This window comes from Burkholderia sp. MBR-1 (assembly GCF_013822785.1).
Taxonomy (GTDB): domain Bacteria; phylum Pseudomonadota; class Gammaproteobacteria; order Burkholderiales; family Burkholderiaceae; genus Burkholderia; species Burkholderia vietnamiensis.
The window spans coordinates 2,892,283-2,911,961 of the sequence record NZ_CP053609.1; the positions used below are offsets into that span (position 1 = coordinate 2,892,283).

Consider the following 19,679-nt stretch of genomic DNA (forward strand, 5'->3'; position numbering starts at 1 on the left):
TCGTCGAGTCGCTCGCGACGGCCGGCCCGTGCAAGCGCCGGGAAGCCGCGAGGCCGGAGCGGAGTGTCCGTGGGCCGGGGTCCCGATCAGATCTGGACCATCTCGAAGTCTTCCTTGCGGGCGCCGCATTCCGGGCACGTCCAGTTGATCGGGACGTCTTCCCAGCGCGTGCCCGGTGCGATGCCCTCTTCGGGCAGCCCGGCTTCTTCGTCATAAATCCAGCCACAAATCAGGCACATCCAGCTCTTGTATTCCATCTTAAGCCGCGTCGGGAAAGTCGGTAAATTCGGGAGCCATGATGGTACCGTGTCGGGGCCGGGCTGCCTAGCAATCGCGGTCGAGTAGCGCGACTATGTCGCGCCGCGCTAAAAAATCCATCGTGCGGGCCGGTTTCCGCCGCATAATGGCTGCAACGTGCGGCCTGCCGGGCAACACAGGGCCCCAAACGGCCCATCTCGCCTCGCGGTCCGCATCTCAGTCGCTTTCCCGTTTTTTTCTTGCCCCATTTCTACATGCCCAGCAACGCCCCTCCGATCGTCCTTACCTTCGGCCTGTCCGATCCCACCGGCGGCTCCGGCCTCCAAGCCGATCTGATGACCCTGGCGAGCATGGGCTGTCACGGCGTGTCCGTCCTGACCGGCTATACCGTGCGCGACTCGGCCGCCTGCGAAGAAGTGACCGGCCTCGACCCAGACGTCGTCGCCGCCCAGGCGCGCATGCTGCTCGAGGACATGCCGGTCGCCGCGTTCAAGATCGGCGCGGCGACGCGCGCGGAAGTCGTCAGCGCAATCGCGGAAGTGGTCGCCGACTACGACGGCGTGCCGCTCGTGCTCGCGCCGGACTTCACGCTCGACGACGAGCACGTGCTCGCCGCGGACGATCTGCGCGAGTCGATCGCCGATCTGCTCGCGCCGCAGACGACGCTGCTGGTCGCCGATCACGCGACGCTGATCGCGCTCGCGCAGCCCGACGGCGACGCCGAGGCGCCGAATCTCGACGCGGCCGTGTCGCACCTGCTATCGCAGGGCTGCGAATACATCCTGTCGTCGGAGACGGGCTCGCACCGGCTCGTCAACACGCTGTACGGCGAGGAAGGCCAACTGCGCGAGGACATGTGGGATCGTTCGCCGCACCGGCTGATGGGCATCACCGACACGCTCGGCGCGGCGATCGCCGCGCTGCTCGCCAACGGCCAGGAGCCGCCCGAAGCGGTGCGCGAAGCGCAGGAATACCTGTACCAGTCGGTGCGGGATGCATTCCGGCCCGGCATGGGCGCGTACCTGCCCGACCGGTTCTTCTGGGCGCGCAGCAACGAGGAAACCGACACGCCGCGCGCGACGAAGGTCGAGCCGGTGCCGAGGACGTCGCATCGGCATTGACGGACGCTTTCGCGGCAGCCCGCTGCCGCGAAGATGCGAAGGCGCGAAGGCGCGAAGGCCTGACGCAAATAAAAAAAGACCCGCATCGCTGCGGGTCTTTTCTTTTGGCTGGAACGCGCATCGCTGCGCGTTCCGGACACCATCGACCGAAGTCGATTACATGTCCATGCCCATGCCGCCCATGCCGCCCGGCATGCCGCCCGGCATCGGAGCGTCTTCCTTCGGCAGTTCTGCGACAGCTGCGTCCGTCGTCAGCAGCAGGCCTGCAACCGAAGCTGCGTTCTGCAGTGCGGTGCGCGTGACCTTGGTCGGGTCGACGACGCCGGCTTCAACCATGTCGACGTACTCGCCCGTCGCTGCGTTGTAGCCGTAGTTGCCCTTGCCTGCAGCAACTGCCGCGACCACGACGCTCGCTTCTTCGCCACCGTTCGTGACGATCTGGCGCAGCGGCTCTTCCATTGCGCGCAGCACGATCTTGATGCCGGCGTTCTGGTCGGCGTTCGCGCCGGTCAGGCCTGCGATCGCGGTGCGAGCGCGGATCAGCGCAACGCCGCCGCCTGCCACGATACCTTCTTCGACAGCTGCGCGCGTTGCGTGCAGTGCGTCTTCGACACGTGCCTTCTTTTCCTTCATTTCGACTTCGGTCGCAGCACCGACCTTGATCACTGCCACGCCGCCGGCCAGCTTGGCCACGCGCTCTTGCAGCTTTTCACGGTCGTAGTCCGACGTCGCTTCTTCGATTTGCGTGCGAACTTGCTTCACGCGCGCTTCGATGCTTGCAGCTTCGCCTGCGCCGTCGATGATCGTCGTGTTTTCCTTGCCCACTTCGATGCGCTTCGCCTGGCCCAGTTCTGCCAGCGTTGCCTTCTCGAGCGTCAGGCCGGTTTCTTCCGCGATGACTTGACCGCCGGTCAGGATCGCGATGTCTTCCAGCATGGCCTTGCGGCGATCGCCGAAGCCCGGCGCCTTGACCGCAACGGTCTTCAGGATGCCGCGGATGTTGTTGACGACCAGCGTTGCGAGCGCTTCGCCTTCGACGTCTTCAGCGATGATCAGCAGCGGACGGCCAGCCTTCGCGACTTGCTCGAGCACCGGCAGCAGATCACGGATGTTCGACACCTTCTTGTCGTGCAGCAGCACGAACGGGTTGTCGAGGACGGCGACTTGCTTGTCCGGGTTGTTGATGAAGTACGGCGACAGGTAGCCGCGGTCGAATTGCATGCCTTCGACGACGTCCAGCTCGTCGGCCAGCGACTTGCCGTCTTCGACGGTGATCACGCCTTCCTTGCCGACCTTGTCCATCGCTTCAGCGATGCGATCGCCGATCGACGAGTCGCTGTTCGCCGAGATCGAGCCGACCTGTGCGATTTCCTTGTTCGTCGTGCACGGCTTGCTGATCTTCTTCAGCTCTTCGACAGCCGCTGCGACTGCCTTGTCGATGCCGCGCTTCAGGTCCATCGGGTTCATGCCCGATGCGACGTACTTCATGCCTTCGCGAACGATCGATTGCGCGAGGACGGTTGCCGTCGTCGTGCCGTCGCCTGCGTTGTCGCTGGTCTTGGAAGCCACTTCCTTGACCATTTGCGCGCCCATGTTCTGGAGCTTGTCCTTCAGCTCGATTTCCTTCGCGACCGACACACCGTCCTTGGTGACCGTCGGGCCGCCGAAGCTGCGCTCGAGCACGACGTTGCGGCCCTTCGGACCCAGCGTGACCTTGACCGCGTTGGCCAGAATGTTCACGCCTTCGACCATCTTCGAACGGGCGGAATCGCCGAATACGACGTCTTTAGCTGCCATCTTCTAACTCCTTGAATTCTTGGGAATATGTACCGTCAGTGGACGCTTACTTAGCGTTGACCACGGCCATGATGTCTTCTTCGCGCATGACGAGCAGCTCCTGGCCGTCGACCTTGACGGTCTGGCCAGCGTACTTGCCGAACAGCACGCGGTCGCCGACCTTCACGTCGAGCGCGATCGGCGCGCCCTTGTCGTCGCGCTTGCCCGGGCCGATGGCCAGGACTTCACCTTGATCCGGCTTTTCGGCCGCTGCGTCGGGAATCACGATACCCGAGGCGGTCTTGGTTTCCTGATCCAGGCGCTTGACGATCACGCGATCGTGCAACGGACGAAGGTTCATATTCACTCCTCTCTTGAATGAGATTGAAGAACGCTTAGGGAATCTGCCCGGCTGGTCGCCCGGCAGAGAATTGTTAGCACTCTCGTGCAGCGAGTGCTAATTATATGGACGGGTTTTGACAAATTCAAGAAGGGGAGCAGGAGGATTTTTCAGCGGCACGAATGCGGTGGAATTGCGCTCGAAGAAGGCATCAAATCGTTTAAAAACAATGAGATAGGTGTCGATTCGCGGCATCGAAGCGCCGCTGCCCTACGGGAATTCCCGATCGTTGCCCCAATTTGACACGTGGCCGGCAGCAAGTTCCGCGAACATCGCACGGCGCCGAAAAACCGGCCGGCACGCCGGGCGGCGACCGGGCCACCGGTGCGGCGCCGTTACATATCCGGACAGCCGGCGACCGGCCGGAACGTCCGGCCGTCGGTCTCGACGGTGGTGCCGAGCAGCCGCGCGAGCCCGCGCGCGCCTTCGCGCATCACGACGTCGTGATTCCACGTGAACAGTGGACGCGCGACCGGCGCGAGCCAGTTCATCCAGGGTTCGCGCGTGCGGATGTGCCAGTCGTAGCGCACGACGGTGCGCGCGCCGTCGCCGCGGAACGACCAGCGGCCGTCGCCTTCGATCGCGCCGCTCGCGCGGCCCGCCAGCACGCGCGGCCGCTCGACGCGCAGCACGCGCATGTCGAAGGTCAGACGGTACGGCAACGCGCCCTTCCACGTATAGCGCTGCAGCGCGCCGACGCCGCGCGCGTCGCCCGGCTCGAGCTCGACGGTCCGCACCGCGCCCTTCCACCATTCGGGCCAGCGATCGACCTGGTAGATCGCGTCCCAGACGGCCGCGAGCGGCGCGTCCACGCGCCAGGTCGTCGAAAACCGGTATTCCGCCATGCAGCCTCCGGCGCGAAGCGGAATCAGGGCGCGAAAAAGCGGGCGGGAAACGCGACGTCGATCTCGACGTCGTCGAGCGTCACCGTCTCGAGCGGCTCGCCGTCGCCGTCCGCGAAGCTGACGACCTTCAGCGGAAAACCGTCGGCGGCGTCGAGCCACAGCCGGTAGCGATGCACGCCGTCCACCGCATGCGCGGGCGCGCCGGTCACCGTCACACGCAGCGCGGCCCGGCCGCCGATCGTTTCCTCGCCTTCGGTCACCGTCGCGCCGCCCTGCTGCAGCGCCTGCACGTTGCGCAGCAACTCGCCGACGTCCGACCGGTCGACCCGGTGGCCGCTGTGGTCGCGTACCAGCGGATTGGCCGGCGACAGCGTCAGCGCCGGCGGCACGTGCTCGCCGAACGGACGCAGCCGGACCTTGCCGTCGCCCGGATCGTATGCGAGCACGGCGCCGTGATGCGGCGACACGAAGTCCATCCGGACGAAACCGGGTTTGAGGTACGCGTAATGGATTTCGGCATGCTCGCCGCTGCGCGCCGACGAGCGGATCGTCGCCCGATACGAGTGAACCTGCTCGAAATGGGCGTGCGCCACGGTTACGGGATCGGCTGTCATGCTTGCTCCTATCAGGCTCGCGGCCAGCAGCGCGGCGATCACGGCGCCGCCTCGACGACCAGCACGCCCGCCATGCCGCGCTCGCGATGGCTGCGCAGGAACAGCAGCCGGTGCGTGCAATAGTAGGCGAAGCGACCGGGCTGCGTCGGCGTGAAGCGCAGCGTGCGCGGCGTCGTGGTCAATTCGGTGTGCACCGCGATGCCGGCCTGCGGCGCGTCGATTTCGAAACTGTGCGGCACGACGCCCGGCTCGGCCGATACGGTCAGCTCGACCGGTACGTCGGCGCGCACGATCACCAGCGCCGGGCGGAAGAAGTAACTGCCGCCGACGATGGTCACGCGCTGCACGCCGTCCGCGTCGACCGGCACGCGCGTCGGCACCGTTGCATCAGCGAGAGCAAGCGCGGTGCCTGCCGCGAGCGCGGCCGCCGTCAACAGCTTCAGGATCTTCGGATTCATCGTCTGCTCCATGCCGCCGCACGGTGGGCGGTCATCCTTTCCACGCGTCGGTCGGGCCGCCGAGTGCGCCGCACGCATCGATCGCGAGCTCGCGCAGCCGGCGTTCGTCGCCATCGCCGGACAGCGCGTAACCGATGCCGCGATCCGACCAGAAATACGTATGGCGACCTTGCGACGACAGCGCGCGCGGCGCGAGACGCCGCGCGTCGTACGCGGTCATGTAAAGCGTCACGCGCGCGCCGTCGGCACGCTGATACATCAGCTGCGCGGCCGGGCCGGTGTCGCCCGGCAGCAGCCGGCCGCCGAGCAGCGCATAGCCGTATTCGTCGAGCGCCGGCGCGCGCACCGGCCGCCCGAGCCGCGCGGACAGCCAGCCGGTCAGGCGCGCCGCAGCGCCGGCATCGTGCGCGCCGACTTCGACCGGATGGTCGCGGTCGAGCGCGTACACCGCGTATGCGGCGTCCGCGCGCGCGGCGAACGCGGGAGCTGCGCCGAACGCCGTCCAGCCGGCATGCAGCGCGACGCTGAGCAGCAGCCCGGCCGCAAGCCCGGCGAATGCGTACGCGGCCGCGTGCCGGCGCGACGCGCGCCGCTGCACGAACAGCGCCGGCGCGGCGGCCGGCAGCGGAAACAGCGCGTGCAATGCGTCGCGCTGCGCGCCGTAATGCGCGAACCGGTCGGCCGACTGCGGATCGGACCGCAGCCGCTCGAGCACCTCGCGGCGCTCCGGCCCGGACAGTTCGCCATCGAGCAATGCCGACAGCAGCTGGGCCGATGCGGTGTCGTCCGCATCGTGCGAAGGTGTGCGCGGTTCGTCGTCCATCATGTCTTCCCGATAACCCGTAGTGCGGCGGTGCCGTGCGTCGGCGGCACGCCGGACAGCAGCGCGCGCATCTGTTCGCGCGCCCGCGACAGCCGCGACATCACCGTCCCGACCGGCACGCCCAGCACCTGAGCGGCATCGCGGTAGCTCAGTTCCTCCAGCGCCACCAGCAGCAGCACCTCGCGTTGCTCGACCGGCAGCCGGTACAGCGCGCGCTGCACGTCGCGCAACACCAGCCCGCCGATCTCGCCGCCCGGCGCGGCCATCGTCTGCCAGGGCGCGGTCGCGTCGTCCACCGCGATCTCGTGCCGCGCGCGCAACTGGTCGATGAAACGGTGCCGCAGCAACGTCAGCAGCCACGCGCGCAGATTCGCGGTGTCGCGCGGCGGCCGGTTCAGCGCGCGCTCGAGCGTGTCCTGCACGAGATCGTCGGCCCACGCGCGCTCGCCCGTCAGCGCGCGCGCATACCGCGTCAGATGCGGCAGCCATACCAGCAGATCCGATTCGTAGCTCATCCGGATGCCTCGCGCATCGCGCGTCGCGCGCCGTCAGGCCGTCGCTCGCTCAGGGACGCGCGACGTGCCACATGCCGCCGACCCCGTCGCCGCTCGCGTCGCCGGCCTTGCGGTCCATCTTCCAGCGATACAGCGGACGGCCGCGATATGCCCATTGCTTGCTGCCGTCGTCGCGCGCGACGAGGGTGAGCGGGCCTGCTGCGTGGTCGTAGCCGTCGGCGAGCGCGGGCGGCCAGTTCGCCACGCAGGCGCCCGTGCACGTGCTCTTGCCGGGCGCGTCGTGGTCGAACACGTACAGCGTCATCCGGTGTTCGTCGACCAGTTTTCCGTCGCCGACCTGCGGCGGCTCGGCGGCGGCCGGGCGTGCAACCGCGGCGGTCAGCGCGATCGCAACCATCATCGTCTTCATTGCCGTTCTCCTTTGCGTGGCATCGCGGCACGGTGCTGCCCGACGGGACGTTCGGCATGGTGCCGATCATTATCCTGCCGTGCGTGTGCGCTGCGACTCGGTATGTAAACGAATGAGCGTGGGTGGTTATTCCGGGCGGCCGCTGCGCCGGGGCGGGCGCACGTCGGCTATTGGTGGGGTGGGGACGAGCGCGATGCAAAATAAAACGCGGCATGACGTTGAAGTCATGCCGCGTCGTGTGACGCATTGCGCGCGGCGAGCGATGCACCGCCGCCGCGCGCTGTGCGGTGGTTACCTCGGCAAGGCGGCCGTTACTGCCTGGAGGAGCGTCGACACCGGCGCGAGCGGGTTGTTCGCCGAACCGTTGCCCGAGTGCGGCGTGACCGACAGGCCCGGCGTGGAGCCCAGCGCGGTGCCCACCGTCGTGCCGGCCGCGTTGACGACCGTCGCCGTCGCATTGCCCGTGGTCGACACCAGCGAGCCGACCGCGCCTGCCGTGCTGCCCCCGGCGCTGGCGCCTGAGCCGAGCAAGCCGCCGCCGGCCGCGGCGGCAGAACCGGCCGCACCGGTCAACGCACCCGCGGCCTGCCCGAGTGCCGCCGGGCCGTTCGCGAGCGCGCCCGTCACCGAGCCGAGTGCGCCGGTCAGCGCGCCGGCCGGGTTGTTGCCGCCGGTCAGACCGCCGACGAGGTTCGTGATCGGCGCGATCGGGTTGCCGCCGCCAGCGCCCGCGAGCGTGCCGACGACCTGATTCACGACGCCCTGCACCGGCGCCAACGGGTTCGTGCCGCCGAGGTTGCCCAAGGCGCCGGTGACCGTGCCGAGTGCGTTGGTCAGCGCACCGGCCGGGTTGCTGCCGCCGAGCGTGCCGACGACCTGGTTCACGACGCCTTGCACCGGCGCCAGCGGGTTCGTGCTGCCGAGGTTACCCAAGGCGCCGGTGACCGTGCCCAGTGCGTTGGTCAACGCGCCCGCGGCGTTGCCGCCGGTCGGCAGCGCGTTCTGCAAGCCGTTGACGAGGTTCGTGATCGGCGCGATCGGGTTGCTGCCGCCAGCGCCGGACAGCGTGCCGACGACCTGATTGACGACGCCCTGCACCGGCGCCAGCGGGCTCGTGCTGCCGAGGTTGCCGAGCGCGCCGGTCACCGAGTTCACCGCATTCGTCAGCGCTTCGGCCGGATTGCCGTTGCCGAGCGTGCCCGCCACCTGCGTGACGGCGCCCTGCACCGGCGCGAGCGGGTTCGAGGCGCCACCCAGGTTGCCCAGCGCACCCGTGATCGTGTTGACGCCGTTGCCCAGCGCGCCGGCCGGATTGCCGCTGCCGAGCGTGCCGGTGACCTGATCGATGACGTTCTGGACAGGGGCAAGGGGATTCGCGCCGCCGACGTTGCCGAGTGCGCCGGTCAATGCACCGGCCGGGTTACCGCCGCCAGCGTTACCTAATGCGCCGATCACCGTGCCGAGCGCTCCGGTCAATGCACTGGCCGGGTTACCGCCGCCAGCGTTAGCCAACGCGCCGGTCACCGTGCCGAGTGCACCGGTCAACGCGCCGGCCGGGTTACCGCCGCCAGCGTTACCCAGCGCACCGGTCACCGTGCCAAGTGCTCCCGTCAACGCACCCGTCACTTGACCGACCGCGCCCTGCACCACCGCCAACGGATTCGCGCCGCCCCCGACACTCCCCAACGCGCCCGTCACCTGATTCACCACGCCCTGCGCCGGCGCGAGCGGCGTCACCGTGCCGCCGCTGCCCCCCAGCGCGCCCGGCAACCCATTCACCACCCCCGACAACGCCTGCGCCGGATTGCCGAGCGACGTCTGAAGCGCGCCGGCCCCGCCCGTCGTCACGGTCACCGAGCCCAGCGGCGACGTGCCGGTCGCGGCCAGCCCGACCGACACGTTGTTCGTCGGCGGGTTCACGATCACTTGCGGGATCGGCAGCGCATCGAGCGCCGCCGCCATCGCCGAACCGGAAGTCAGCACCCCGAACACCGTCGCGACCGACAGCGCCACACCCGTCAAATTAATGTTTTGTCCCATCTTTATTTACCCCATCTCGGTTGGCACTACGTTGATAAAGCATGGGGACGGATCGCACGAAGCATGCCACCCTAATAAAATGGTCCGACTCGGCTATTTATTGCGACGCAATAACGGATTTATATGGATCTACAGGGAAAAGGACGGCGCATTTCCACCGACTCGTCAGACGAAAGAGCATCGTGGACTACGGATGTAACGTAACGTTTTCGAGGCCGCAGGTAACGTGTTCCGGTACATTCGCGCACATTGCAGCCATTCGTCGCCACGCCCTCGACGCCCGTATGGACCGCCCATGCCTTTTGCATTTCATTTCGATGAAATGCATTTAAAAATCGTCTGGATTTATTATTTTTCTTATCGGTGATTTCTTTCCGATCAATTACGCAGACCATTGCGATCGACATAGTTTTCGCCACTACGTATAGTCGAATGAAAAACTGTGAAAACCGCCCGCACAGCGGCCGTCACATCGTGCCCGGCCGCAGTCAACCGAAGCCCACAGGCCGATACGAATGCGGGTCGATATACGTCGGCGCGCCGGTCATCATCTCGGCGAGCCACCGGCCGCTCTCGCGCGAACAGCCGCGCGGATGAGCCGCCCGTCTGCGCAGGCTAGATACAATGGCGCAACCGCCGCGGCGCCGGTGCCAGCGCGCGCGAACGCGCCGCCCGCCCCCCGCTCACCCGAGATCGCGATCCCGATGCGCAAGAAGCCGTCCCCCGTCAAAGACCTGCTGCTCTCCCGTTACGCACCGATCGCCGACGGCATCGCGGCGCTGTTCTTCCCCTATGCGGAAGTCGTGATCCACGACCTGCACGACCAGACCGTCCTGTACCTGGCCAACAACCTGTCGAAGCGCGAGGTCGGCGACGATTCTGCGCTCGAAGAAATCGATCACTCGGCGCGCGAACGCGTGATCGGCCCGTACGAAAAGCTGAACTGGGACGGGCGGCGCATGCGTTGCGTGAGCAACGTGCTGTTCGACGACGAAGGCCGCCCGGCCGGGATGATGTGCATCAACTTCAACATCGCGGTGTTCGACGACGTGCGCGCGACGCTCGACGTGTTCATCAAGGGCGCGGGGATCGTCGCGCAACCGGACGAGCTGTTCCGCGACGACTGGCAGGAGCGCATCAACACGTTCCTGCACGGCTGGCTGCGCGACCGGCAGGTCGGCCTGAACGGTCTCACGCGCGAGCACCGGCGCGAGCTGGTCGAAGCGCTGTACGCGGAAGGCGCGTTCCGCGGCAAGAGCGCGGCCAACTACGTCGCGAACGTGCTCGGGATGGGCCGCGCGACCGTCTACAAACACCTCAAGCATCTGAAGGAAACGCAAGGCGACGCGTAAGCGCGACTGCACCCCGCCGGCCCGCCGCGCGTGCGCCGGCGAGGCAAGCCGGCATGCACGATGCGTCTGCGAGCGCAGCCGCCCGACGAAACGCCGGCGCATCAAATGCTATAGTCGCAGTTACACTTTTTCCCGCCGAACAGCCGATGACGCCCCTGCCCGCCCCGCCTGCCCGCCCGATGCTCACCGTCGAGATCTGGTCCGACCTGATCTGCCCGTGGTGCTGGATCGGCAAGCGCCGCTTCGACGACGCGCTCGCCGCATTCCCGCATGCGCAGCACGTCGACGTCGTGCTGCGCGCGTTCCGGCTCATGCCGGGCCAGCCGGTCGAACCGGTCGAGGCGATGCTCGCGGGCAAATACCGGATGTCGGCAGCGCAGGTCGACCAGATGCTGCGCCAGGTGACCGACGCGGCCGCGAGCGTCGGGCTGCGCTACGACCTGCCCGGCACGCTCGTCGGCGACACGCTCGACGCACACCGCGTCGTGAAGCTCGGGCAGGCGACCGGTCATGCGCACGCGCTGACCGAGCGACTCTACCGCGCGTATTTCTGCGAGCACGGCGCGTTGTTCGACCACGCGGCGCTGACCGACTTCGCGGTCGAAGCGGGACTCGAACGCGCGGCCGTCGAAGCGACGCTGCGCAGCGATGCGTACCGCGACGAGGTCGAAGCCGACGTCGCGCGCGCCGCGCAGATCGGCGGACGCGGCGTGCCGCTGTTCGTGTTCGGCGGCCGTTACGCGGTGTCCGGCGCGCAGCCGGTCGACGTGTTCGCGCAGGCGCTCGAGCGCGCGTGGCACGACGGCGCGAGCGTCGCATTCCACGACGACGCGGCCGCGTGCGGCCCCGACGGCTGCGAACTGCCGCCGCGCGCATGACGCACGGGCCGCGCGACTACGCGCCGCTCCTGCCACAAACCGACAGGAACACGGCGCGAACGGCGTCTACAATTCAGCCTTTCAAATAACTATCAGAGCGAGGCTGCAGACGATGACCCATGGAATCCACGGCCAGCAGCGCTGGTATGCGCTGATCGTCCTGTGCCTCGGCGTGCTGATGATCGTGCTCGACAGCACGATCGTGAACGTCGCGCTGCCGTCGATCGGCGCCGATCTCCATTTCACCGGGACGGCGCTCGTCTGGGTCGTCAACGCGTACCTCTTGACGTTCGGCGGCTGCCTGCTGCTCGGCGGCCGGCTCGGCGACCTGTACGGCCAGCGCCGCATGTTCCTCGCGGGCCTCGTGGTGTTCACGCTCGCGTCGCTCGCATGCGGCGTCGCGCCCTCGCAGACGCTGCTGATCGCCGCGCGCGCGGTGCAGGGCTTCGGCGGCGCGGTGGTGTCGGCCGTGTCGCTGTCGCTGATCATGAACCTGTTCACCGAGCCCGGCGAACGGGCGCGCGCGATGGGCGTCTACGGCTTCGTCTGCGCGGGCGGCGGCAGCCTCGGCGTGCTGCTCGGCGGGCTGCTGACCGGCACGCTGTCGTGGCACTGGATCTTCCTCGTCAATCTGCCGATCGGCATCGCCGTCTATGCGATGTGCGTCGCGCTGCTGCCGCGCGTGCGCGTGCCGGCCGACGCCGCGCGGCTCGACGTCGCGGGCGCGCTCACCGTGACGGCGTCGCTGATGCTGGCCGTCTACGGGATCGTCGGCGGCAACGAGGCCGGCTGGCTGTCGCCGCAGACCGTCGGGCTGATCGGCGCGGCGCTCGCGCTGCTCGCGGCGTTCATCGCGATCGAGGCGCGCGTCGCGCATCCGCTGATGCCGCTGACGCTGTTCGCCGCGCGCAACGTCGCGCTCGCCAACGTCATCGGCGTGCTGTGGGCGGCGGCGATGTTCGCCTGGTTCTTCCTGTCCGCGCTGTACATGCAGCGCGTGCTCGGCTACGGGCCGCTGCAGGTCGGCCTCGCGTTCCTGCCGGCCAATCTGATCATGGCCGCGTTCTCGCTCGGGCTGTCGGCGCGCATCGTGATGCGCTGCGGGATCCGCGGCCCGATCGCGGCCGGCCTGCTGATCGCCGCGTGCGGGCTGGCGCTGTTCTCGCGCGCGCCCGTGGACGGCGGCTTCGTATGGCACGTGCTGCCCGGCATGACGCTGCTCGGCATCGGCGCGGGCGTCGCATTCAACCCGGTGCTGCTCGCCGCGATGAGCGACGTCGAGCCGGCCGATTCCGGGCTCGCATCGGGCATCGTCAACACCGCCTTCATGATGGGCGGCGCACTCGGCCTCGCGGTGCTCGCGAGCCTCGCCGCGGCCCGCACCGAGACGCTCGCGGCCGCACGAGCCGCATCGCTCGACGCGCTGAACGGCGGCTACCACGCCGCGTTCGCGGTCGGCGCGGCGTTCGCGGCCGCCGCCGGGCTGCTCGGCCTCGCGCTGCGCATTCGCCGGCAGGATGCTATGCCGGGCGTCGGTCCCGCGGTCCACTGACTGCCCTGAGGCGCGGCGGCCGGCCGCGCCGGCCTTCGTTGCGGCGCCGTGTTCCGCCACGGTCCCAAAGGCATGCGCATGCACCGCGGGCCGCCCGCGCCACGGCCGCGCGATCCATTCAAACGGCCGTTTCAGGTGCCGGCACCGGCTGCCCGGCCGACTTTGCGCATCGATTTTTAACGTAGTCGTACACCGGCACGCCACATTTGCGACAATGGCGGACTTTGACCTGCGCGCCGCCGCCGAACGCCGCATAACCGCCTGCTTCCGATGTCGCTTCCCCATATCGATCCGCTGTACTCCCTGTCCGGCCTGTTCGTCGGCATCCTCGTCGGTCTGACGGGCGTCGGCGGCGGTTCGCTGATGACGCCGATCCTGGTGCTGCTGTTCGGCGTCCACCCCGCGACGGCGGTCGGCACCGACCTGCTGTACGCGGCCGCGACCAAGGCCACCGGCACGCTCGTGCACGGGCTGAAAGGATCGGTCGACTGGCGCATCACCGGCCGGCTCGCGGCCGGCAGCGTGCCGGCCGCCGCCGTCACGCTGTGGGTGCTCCACACGCACGGGATGAATTCGCCCAGCACCGCACGCACGATCCAGCTGGTGCTCGGCGTCGCGCTGCTGCTCACGTCGCTCGCGCTGATCTTCCGCCCGCAGCTCACCGCGCTCGCCGCGCGCAATCCGCTCGCGCCGAGCCCCGCGCGCACGCTGTGGTCGACCGTGCTGACCGGCGCCGTGCTCGGCGTGCTGGTGTCGATGACGTCGGTCGGCGCCGGCGCGATCGGCGTCACCGTGCTGCTGTTGCTGTATCCGGCGCTCGCGACCAGCCGCATCGTCGGCTCCGACATCGCGCACGCGGTGCCGCTCACGCTCGTCGCCGGCATGGGCCACTGGCTGCTCGGCTCGGTCGACTGGTCGATGCTGCTGTCGCTGCTGCTCGGCTCGCTGCCGGGCATCGTGATCGGCAGCCTGCTGTCGGCGCGCGCGCCCGAGCGGCTGCTGCGCAACCTGCTCGCCGCGACGCTGATCGCAGTCGGCGTGCGGCTCGTGCTCGCGTAAGCACGGCTGCGCGGTTCCCCGCCGCACCCGCCCGCGCGTCGCGCGCCGGCGATTCGTCCGAAAAAACAGCCCGACCGGCTCGCGCCGATCGGGCTGTCGTCCATCCGGAAGCGCACCGCGAGCCCGCAGCGCCCGGCCCGAGGCCGGGCCGCGCGAGCCGCGGCGCGACGCTTACTGCCCCTGCTGCTGCAGTTGCTGCTGCTTCATCTGCAGCGTGCGCGCCTGCAGCTTCAGCACGCGCTGCAACGCGCCGCGGTTCGCGAGGATCCCGTCGTAGAAGCTGCCGAGATCGCCCTTCAGCGCGGTTCGCGACGCATCGTTCAGATAGATCATGTGCCCCGACGGGTAGTTCTTGATCGTCAGGTTCTGCGCCTTGAGCGTCGGATCGAGCGGCATCTGCGCGAGCGTCAGCTCGGTCTGGTGGAACGGCGTGACCGCGTCGAAATAGCCGTTCGCCGACAGCACCTTCAGGTCCGGGTTGACGCTCATCGTCGCCGCCAGGTCGCCGGCCGTGTACAGCGTATTGCCGCCGCCCTTGTTCGCGCCGGTCGGGTCGGTGTGGCTGAAGTCCCAGTTGTTGAACACCTGGTCGTTCAGATCCACGAACGACGACGTCGACGTGTACTTGAGATCGGTGTTGATGTAGCTGTTCCACAGCACCGTGTACGCGCCGCCGACGTTCGTGATCGACGGATCGTTGCTGCCCGAGTTCGGCAGGATGTACGGCGCGATGCCCTTGCCCGTGAAGTTCGCGCGGCCGTCGTACTGGCCGATCTGGGTGCCGGGCACGAGCGTCAGGAAGAACGTGTACGGCGGGTTGTCGTCCGACGACGGCACGTTGCCGAGCGCGGCCGGGTTGCCGAAGGTCTGGATCAGCGTCGTCGCGTCGGTGCCAATGTACGCGCCCATCTGCTGCGCGGTCCGCTGATTCAGGTTCAGCCGCACGTTCACGAAGCCGCCGTCCTGCGGGTTCGGCTTCTGCGCGAGCGGCGCGAGCGTGTCGTCCGCGTAGTGGCGGGCCTGCGCCATGTACGCGTCGAGATCGGTCGGCGCCGGATTGAGCGTCGTCTTCTTCCAGTAGAACGCGTCGGCCGCGAGCGTCGGGAACGTGCCGGGCGCGGACAGCGCATTCGCATAGTCGAGGATCGACGACTGCAGCGTGATCCCGTTCAGGTCGATGCCGTCCTCGTGCAACACCCACGACACGACCGCGCTGCGCGCCGTGCCGTACGACTCGCCGAACAGGAACTTCGGCGAATTCCAGCGCGAATACTTGGTCAGGTAGCGCTGGATGAAGCGGTCGATCGAGCGCGCGTCCTGGTCGGTACCCCAGAAGTCCTTGTTCTTCGCCGGCGCGATCGCCGTCGAGTAGCCGGTGCCGACCGGGTTGATGAACACCAGATCGGTGCGATCGAGCAGGCTGTCGGGGTTGTCGAGCAGCTTGTACGGCGCGGGCGGCGTGAAGTTCGGAAACGACGACTGCAGGCGCTTCGGCCCGAACGAGCCGAGCAGCAGGTAGACCGACGACGAGCCCGGCCCGCCGTTGTAGAAGAACGTGACCGGGCGCGGCTTCGACGGGTCGGGATTGTCCTGCGTGTAGGCGACGTAGAACATCTTCGCGTTCGGTGCGGACGTGACCGGATCGATCGTCGTCAGGTGGCCGGTCGTGGCCGTGTACTGGATCGTCTTGCCGCCGATCGCGACCTGGCGATGCACGACCGCGGCGCCTTCGGCCGAGTCGGTGACCGCATCGTCCGGGCCGGTGCCGTAGACGTCGTCGTCGACGTACGGCTGGTCCGCGGGCACGGCGGCCGTGGCATTCGTCGTGGCGGACGTGCTGCCGTTGGCCGCCGTCGCGGCCGCCGCGGTGGCGGCGCTCGGGCCGGAGCCGTCGTCGCCGCAGCCGGTGACGAGCAGCGCCGCGGCCGCCGCCGCCGCGAGCGGCACGCTCAGTGTCGTTCCAAATAGCGCGAAACCGTCTTTCAAGGACTTCCGTGTCGTCATTATTGCCTCTCGAATAGAACGATAAATACCGTCGGCGCAAAGGATCATTTGCGCCGACGCTCCGCACCGGGAGCGCATTCGTTTTGCGACGCACTCCGAGTTTTTTACCGCCCCGGCCATTGCCGGCCGGCACGATTTACCCCACCCGTATTTCGAATGCACGATGGAATCAATTCCATCGGGAACGACGATTCAATAATCGACGGCCGCGCGCGCATGCTGCGCCAATGCGTCGCGCCGAAATGCAACGGCAAATACTTGCCCGGCCTGACCCGCACGGCCATGCACGCGTCGCCCGGAATGGACGAGCAATCCCCTTCGGCGACACGCCGATTAACCGCAACAAGCGGTCAATCGAGATGCGAGCCGATTTAATAAAACCGAAAGGATCGAATAACTATCTGGAAAGAAATATCGCCGATAAGGTAATTTATTAAATTAAGTGAAAATCTCGGCGAATAATAGAAGCGGGGTTTTGGGCCGTAAAGTAATAATTTGTTACAGCGCGGATCGGTGCGATGAGGAGTGAACGCCGAAGCGATTTCAGGCGCCAAAAAAGAAAAAGCCGGACGACCGTCCGGCTGCGGGGAATGCGGCGCGGCGCGCCGTCAGAGCGGCACGTCGATCGCGCCGGCGCCGGCCGCGATCGCGTTCGCACCCGGCGCCGTCGAGATCGGCGGCAGGTTCGCGCTGGTCAGCGCCGGCGCGGCGCCCGGCGTGCCGCCGCGCGGCACCGTGCGGATCACCTGCGACGGCGGCAGCGGCGCGCCGCTCTTCAGATGCCGCCACATCAGGTTCAGCGCCTGCACGTTGTAGTAGTGGACCGGCACGAAGCGCGTGTCGAAGCCCGCGACCGGCAGGAACGCATCGAAGTGCTGCCCGTTGGTCACCTCGTAGAACACCAGTTGGCTGCGCCCGCCTTCGCTGATGCTGTTCTGCGCGACGTACGCGCGCGACGCGTGGTTCACCGGCACGAGCGCGTCGCTGCGGCCCTGCACGATGATCGCGGGCTTGCCCTGCAGGTTCGCGTTCACGCGCACGGCCTCGACGTTCGCCGGCATGTCGAGCATCCCGTTGGTCCACAGCTGACGCAGGCATAGCGCGCCCGCGAAGCTCGCGTCGGGCGTCGCGAGCCGGTGGTCGACGCCCGCGCCGGTGTTGAACACAAGGTTGATGCCGGCCGTCGGCGGCACGCCGTTGCCGAGGCCGAACACGGCCGGCATCGGCGACGCGGCAGGCGCCGCCACCGCGCCGGTCGCCGCATTGGTCGTCGCGAAGCTGAAATTGCACAGGTTGTCGGCGACGCTCGAGCGCGTGTACGCGTTCGCATAGGTGACCGCGATCGCCGGAATCGCCTGCGAATCCCACATCGATGCCTGCAGCAGGTCCGAATCGGCGAGGTAGCCGGCCGCATGCAGTTGCGCGAGCGCGTCGGCGGCCTGGCTCTGCGTATCGGCGCCCGATACGAGCCCGGCTGCGGCGAGCGTCGCGCAGCGCTGCGTGCGGATCGACTGCGTGGTCGCGAGCGGCAGCGCGCTCAGATAGGGCTCGCCCGCGAGCGACGCCGACGCGGCCGCGCACGGCTCCAGCAGGTTCGCGAGCGTCGCGTAGTCGGCCAGCGGCCGGCCGAACGACGGCACCGGCCGGCCGCTTTCGCGCACGACGGCGTTCGGCGCCATCCGCACGTTGATCTGCGGCTCGCCGACCACCACCGCGGTGATCCAGCGGCGCGTGTCCTGTTCGGCCGCCGCGAGCGCCGCGCCGCCGCCGTTGCTCACCGACGCGGCGATCGTCGTGATGTCGCCCGCGCGGTAGCGCACGCCGCGATGCGAGCCGTCGACGAGCGGCGCGAACTGTTGGTTGAGCGCCCAGTATGCGAATTCGACCGACTGCAGCGTCGCGCGGCCCCAGTCGTGCTCGGGGTTCTGCTGCGAATGGGCGTGCTTGAACGCGTAGCGGTTCGGGAAGCGGCTGTTGAACGCGGCGAGGTCGCCGCTCGTCAGGTTGGCGGTAAACAGGCTCGCGCTGCCGGCCAGCACCGCGTTGGCGAGCGTGCCGTCGATCAGCGTGACGGTGTTGGAGCCGAGCTCCTGCGCGCCGTTGCCGCCGCCCTTGTCGTTGTATGCGACCGCGCAGCCGCGCTTGAGGCCCCATTCGCCGGCCGCGGAAATGGCGCCGTACACGCCGCGCGAGCCCGACGACGTCGCGGTGACGATGCACGGCTGCGCGGGATCGAAGCTCGCCGGCACCTGCACGAGCAGCGTCACGTTCTTGCGGCCGCTGCCGTCGTCGGCATACGCGAGATATTCGGTGCCGGCGATCTTGCCTTCGCCGAGCGTGTCGTTGCCGTCGAGGTCGACGTTCGGCCCCCAGAAGCGGCCGTATCCGCCGTTCGCGCTCATGTCGACGAGCGCGCGGTAATTCGACCAGATCGCGACGCGGCGCAGCTCGGCGGCGGTCGGCCGCGACGGGTCCGCGAACGCGGGCGCGGCGGCGGACGCGAGGCCCGTCTTGCCGAGGCCGGCCGTCAGCAGGTCGTCGCTCGCGCCGTCGTACGCGGTCGTGCGCACCGGGCCCGACACGAACACGGGCAGCTGGTTGCGCTCGGCCGTCTCGTCGCCGTTGCAGGCGCCCAGCATCGTGAGTGCGGCGAGCGCCGCGCCGACAAGAATTCGACTACCCCACCCGTGCGTGTCCATTGCCGCCCTCTCAGTGTCGATATCGATATCGTTATCGGCCGGCCGCCGCGTCGTGCGCGGCGCACGGCCCTGAAGCGCAAACGGGCCCCGGCACGCCGGGGCCCGCCGGAAAGCAGGCGCTTGCGGCGCGCTCGCGCGCCGCCGCCCCGCATTATTGCTGCTGGACCGTCAGCTTGTTCGTGACCGACGTCACGCCGTGCACGCTTTTCGCTGCCTCTTCCGCCTTGTCGATCTGTGCCTGGTCGGGCACGGTGCCCTCCAGCGTGATCGCGCCGCCCTTCGAGCGGACGACCAGGTTCGCCACGTCGACGCCGCCTGCCTTCGTAATGGCCTTGCGCACCGCGTAGCCGAGCTTGCGGTTCGCCTTCTTCGCGGTCTTGGCCGCGGCCTTCGGCGAGCTCGCCGCCGCCTCGGTGGCCGCCGCATCGCTCGACTGCGCGTACACGCTGCCCGTCAGACAGGCCGCCACGGCCGCAACACCCAACGCTCTCAACACGATCGACTTCATGCTATCTCCTTGTGACTTCGGAACGGCCGTGCACAGTACGGCCGGATACCCCCAAAGGCAGCCGGCCCGCGCGCGAAGGGGCGGGACGGCCGATGATTTCCACGGCGATGCGAGAGAGGCGACACGGGCCGGCGGCCGGCGCACGCAAATGCGGGCCGGCCGGGCCGGACAGCCGCCGGCCGGACGCGCCCGGTCTCGTTGGGTGCCGGGTCGCGCGCGAATCGGTCGCGGCTGCGACGCACAATGTAATCCAGCGCCCGCGGAAGCGCAAAGACTTTGACGCGCGAGCGCGCGAAGCCGGCCCAGCGACGCCGGCGGGCAAAATCTCCGGCCCCCGCACGGCGCACAACCGGCGCACAACCCCCACT

General features: G+C 68.4%; 18 protein-coding genes. 5 read left to right on the forward strand and 13 right to left on the reverse strand.

The features are described from left to right. Positions 1 to 86 precede the first annotated feature (86 nt). Entirely contained in the window at positions 87 to 257 is a 171-nt protein-coding gene (locus tag MBR110_RS13365; protein ID WP_004186709.1) for a rubredoxin, read from the reverse strand. Between the two features lie 255 nt (positions 258 to 512). Here MBR110_RS13365 and MBR110_RS13370 point away from each other — a divergent pair, with 255 nt between their 5' ends. Beyond that, complete coding sequence (locus MBR110_RS13370; protein ID WP_034194489.1) at positions 513 to 1,379, forward strand: hydroxymethylpyrimidine/phosphomethylpyrimidine kinase; 867 nt, start codon at positions 513 to 515, stop codon at positions 1,377 to 1,379. Between the two features lie 156 nt (positions 1,380 to 1,535). On the opposite strand, the gene groL is transcribed toward MBR110_RS13370, so the two are convergent. The 9 genes from groL to MBR110_RS13415 form a co-directional block, all read right to left on the reverse strand. After that, positions 1,536 to 3,176, reverse strand: a complete 1,641-nt coding sequence (gene groL, locus MBR110_RS13375; protein ID WP_011883504.1) for a chaperonin GroEL — start codon at positions 3,174 to 3,176, stop codon at positions 1,536 to 1,538. Positions 3,177 to 3,222: 46 nt separating this feature from the next. Then, on the reverse strand, positions 3,223 to 3,516 hold the full coding sequence (gene groES / locus MBR110_RS13380) for a co-chaperone GroES (protein WP_004186661.1): 294 nt from the start codon (positions 3,514 to 3,516) through the stop codon (positions 3,223 to 3,225). 374 nt (positions 3,517 to 3,890) lie between these two features. After that, positions 3,891 to 4,400: an SRPBCC family protein gene (locus MBR110_RS13385; protein ID WP_011883502.1), complete on the reverse strand. Its 510-nt coding sequence runs from the start codon at positions 4,398 to 4,400 to the stop codon at positions 3,891 to 3,893. Between the two features lie 23 nt (positions 4,401 to 4,423). Further along, positions 4,424 to 5,056 carry a DUF1571 domain-containing protein gene (locus MBR110_RS13390; protein ID WP_043290823.1) on the reverse strand — a complete coding sequence of 211 codons (633 nt, stop codon included), beginning with the start codon at positions 5,054 to 5,056 and terminating at the stop codon, positions 4,424 to 4,426. Beyond that, positions 5,053 to 5,472, reverse strand: a complete 420-nt coding sequence (locus MBR110_RS13395) for a quinol oxidase (RefSeq protein ID WP_046426328.1) — start codon at positions 5,470 to 5,472, stop codon at positions 5,053 to 5,055. Before MBR110_RS13395 ends, MBR110_RS13390 begins: the two co-directional genes overlap by 4 nt. A 31-nt stretch (positions 5,473 to 5,503) precedes the next feature. Continuing rightward, positions 5,504 to 6,295: an anti-sigma factor family protein gene (locus MBR110_RS13400; protein WP_059622083.1), complete on the reverse strand. Its 792-nt coding sequence runs from the start codon at positions 6,293 to 6,295 to the stop codon at positions 5,504 to 5,506. Next, positions 6,295 to 6,810 (reverse strand): sigma-70 family RNA polymerase sigma factor, encoded by a 516-nt coding sequence (locus tag MBR110_RS13405; protein WP_059735729.1) that lies wholly within the window; start codon positions 6,808 to 6,810, stop codon positions 6,295 to 6,297. Before MBR110_RS13405 ends, MBR110_RS13400 begins: the two co-directional genes overlap by 1 nt. Positions 6,811 to 6,859: 49 nt before the next feature. Further along, entirely contained in the window at positions 6,860 to 7,219 is a 360-nt protein-coding gene (locus MBR110_RS13410; RefSeq protein ID WP_014722542.1) for a COG4315 family predicted lipoprotein, read from the reverse strand. A 291-nt stretch (positions 7,220 to 7,510) separates the two neighbouring features. After that, positions 7,511 to 9,259: a beta strand repeat-containing protein gene (locus MBR110_RS13415; RefSeq protein ID WP_181709088.1), complete on the reverse strand. Its 1,749-nt coding sequence runs from the start codon at positions 9,257 to 9,259 to the stop codon at positions 7,511 to 7,513. A 704-nt stretch (positions 9,260 to 9,963) separates the two neighbouring features. Between MBR110_RS13415 and MBR110_RS13420 the strand changes: the two genes are divergently transcribed. The 4 genes from MBR110_RS13420 (at position 9,964) to MBR110_RS13435 (ending at position 14,100) form a co-directional block, all read left to right on the forward strand. Continuing rightward, on the forward strand, positions 9,964 to 10,611 hold the full coding sequence (locus tag MBR110_RS13420) for a helix-turn-helix transcriptional regulator (RefSeq protein WP_059992085.1): 648 nt from the start codon (positions 9,964 to 9,966) through the stop codon (positions 10,609 to 10,611). A 146-nt stretch (positions 10,612 to 10,757) separates the two neighbouring features. Further along, entirely contained in the window at positions 10,758 to 11,489 is a 732-nt protein-coding gene (locus MBR110_RS13425) for a DsbA family oxidoreductase (protein WP_034194485.1), read from the forward strand. Positions 11,490 to 11,601: 112 nt separating this feature from the next. Continuing rightward, positions 11,602 to 13,041 carry a DHA2 family efflux MFS transporter permease subunit gene (locus MBR110_RS13430; protein WP_181709089.1) on the forward strand — a complete coding sequence of 480 codons (1,440 nt, stop codon included), beginning with the start codon at positions 11,602 to 11,604 and terminating at the stop codon, positions 13,039 to 13,041. A gap of 270 nt (positions 13,042 to 13,311) precedes the next feature. Next, positions 13,312 to 14,100 carry a sulfite exporter TauE/SafE family protein gene (locus tag MBR110_RS13435; protein ID WP_011883481.1) on the forward strand — a complete coding sequence of 263 codons (789 nt, stop codon included), beginning with the start codon at positions 13,312 to 13,314 and terminating at the stop codon, positions 14,098 to 14,100. A gap of 171 nt (positions 14,101 to 14,271) precedes the next feature. Here MBR110_RS13435 and MBR110_RS13440 read toward each other — a convergent pair whose 3' ends face one another. The 3 genes from MBR110_RS13440 to MBR110_RS13450 all read right to left on the reverse strand — a co-directional run bounded on the left by MBR110_RS13440 (position 14,272) and on the right by MBR110_RS13450 (position 19,311). Further along, positions 14,272 to 16,104: a S10 family peptidase gene (locus tag MBR110_RS13440; protein ID WP_181709090.1), complete on the reverse strand. Its 1,833-nt coding sequence runs from the start codon at positions 16,102 to 16,104 to the stop codon at positions 14,272 to 14,274. A 608-nt stretch (positions 16,105 to 16,712) separates the two neighbouring features. Next, positions 16,713 to 18,803, reverse strand: a complete 2,091-nt coding sequence (locus MBR110_RS13445; RefSeq protein ID WP_046426274.1) for a D-(-)-3-hydroxybutyrate oligomer hydrolase — start codon at positions 18,801 to 18,803, stop codon at positions 16,713 to 16,715. A gap of 151 nt (positions 18,804 to 18,954) precedes the next feature. Then, positions 18,955 to 19,311, reverse strand: a complete 357-nt coding sequence (locus MBR110_RS13450) for a BON domain-containing protein (protein WP_011883473.1) — start codon at positions 19,309 to 19,311, stop codon at positions 18,955 to 18,957. Positions 19,312 to 19,679: the final 368 nt, after the last annotated feature.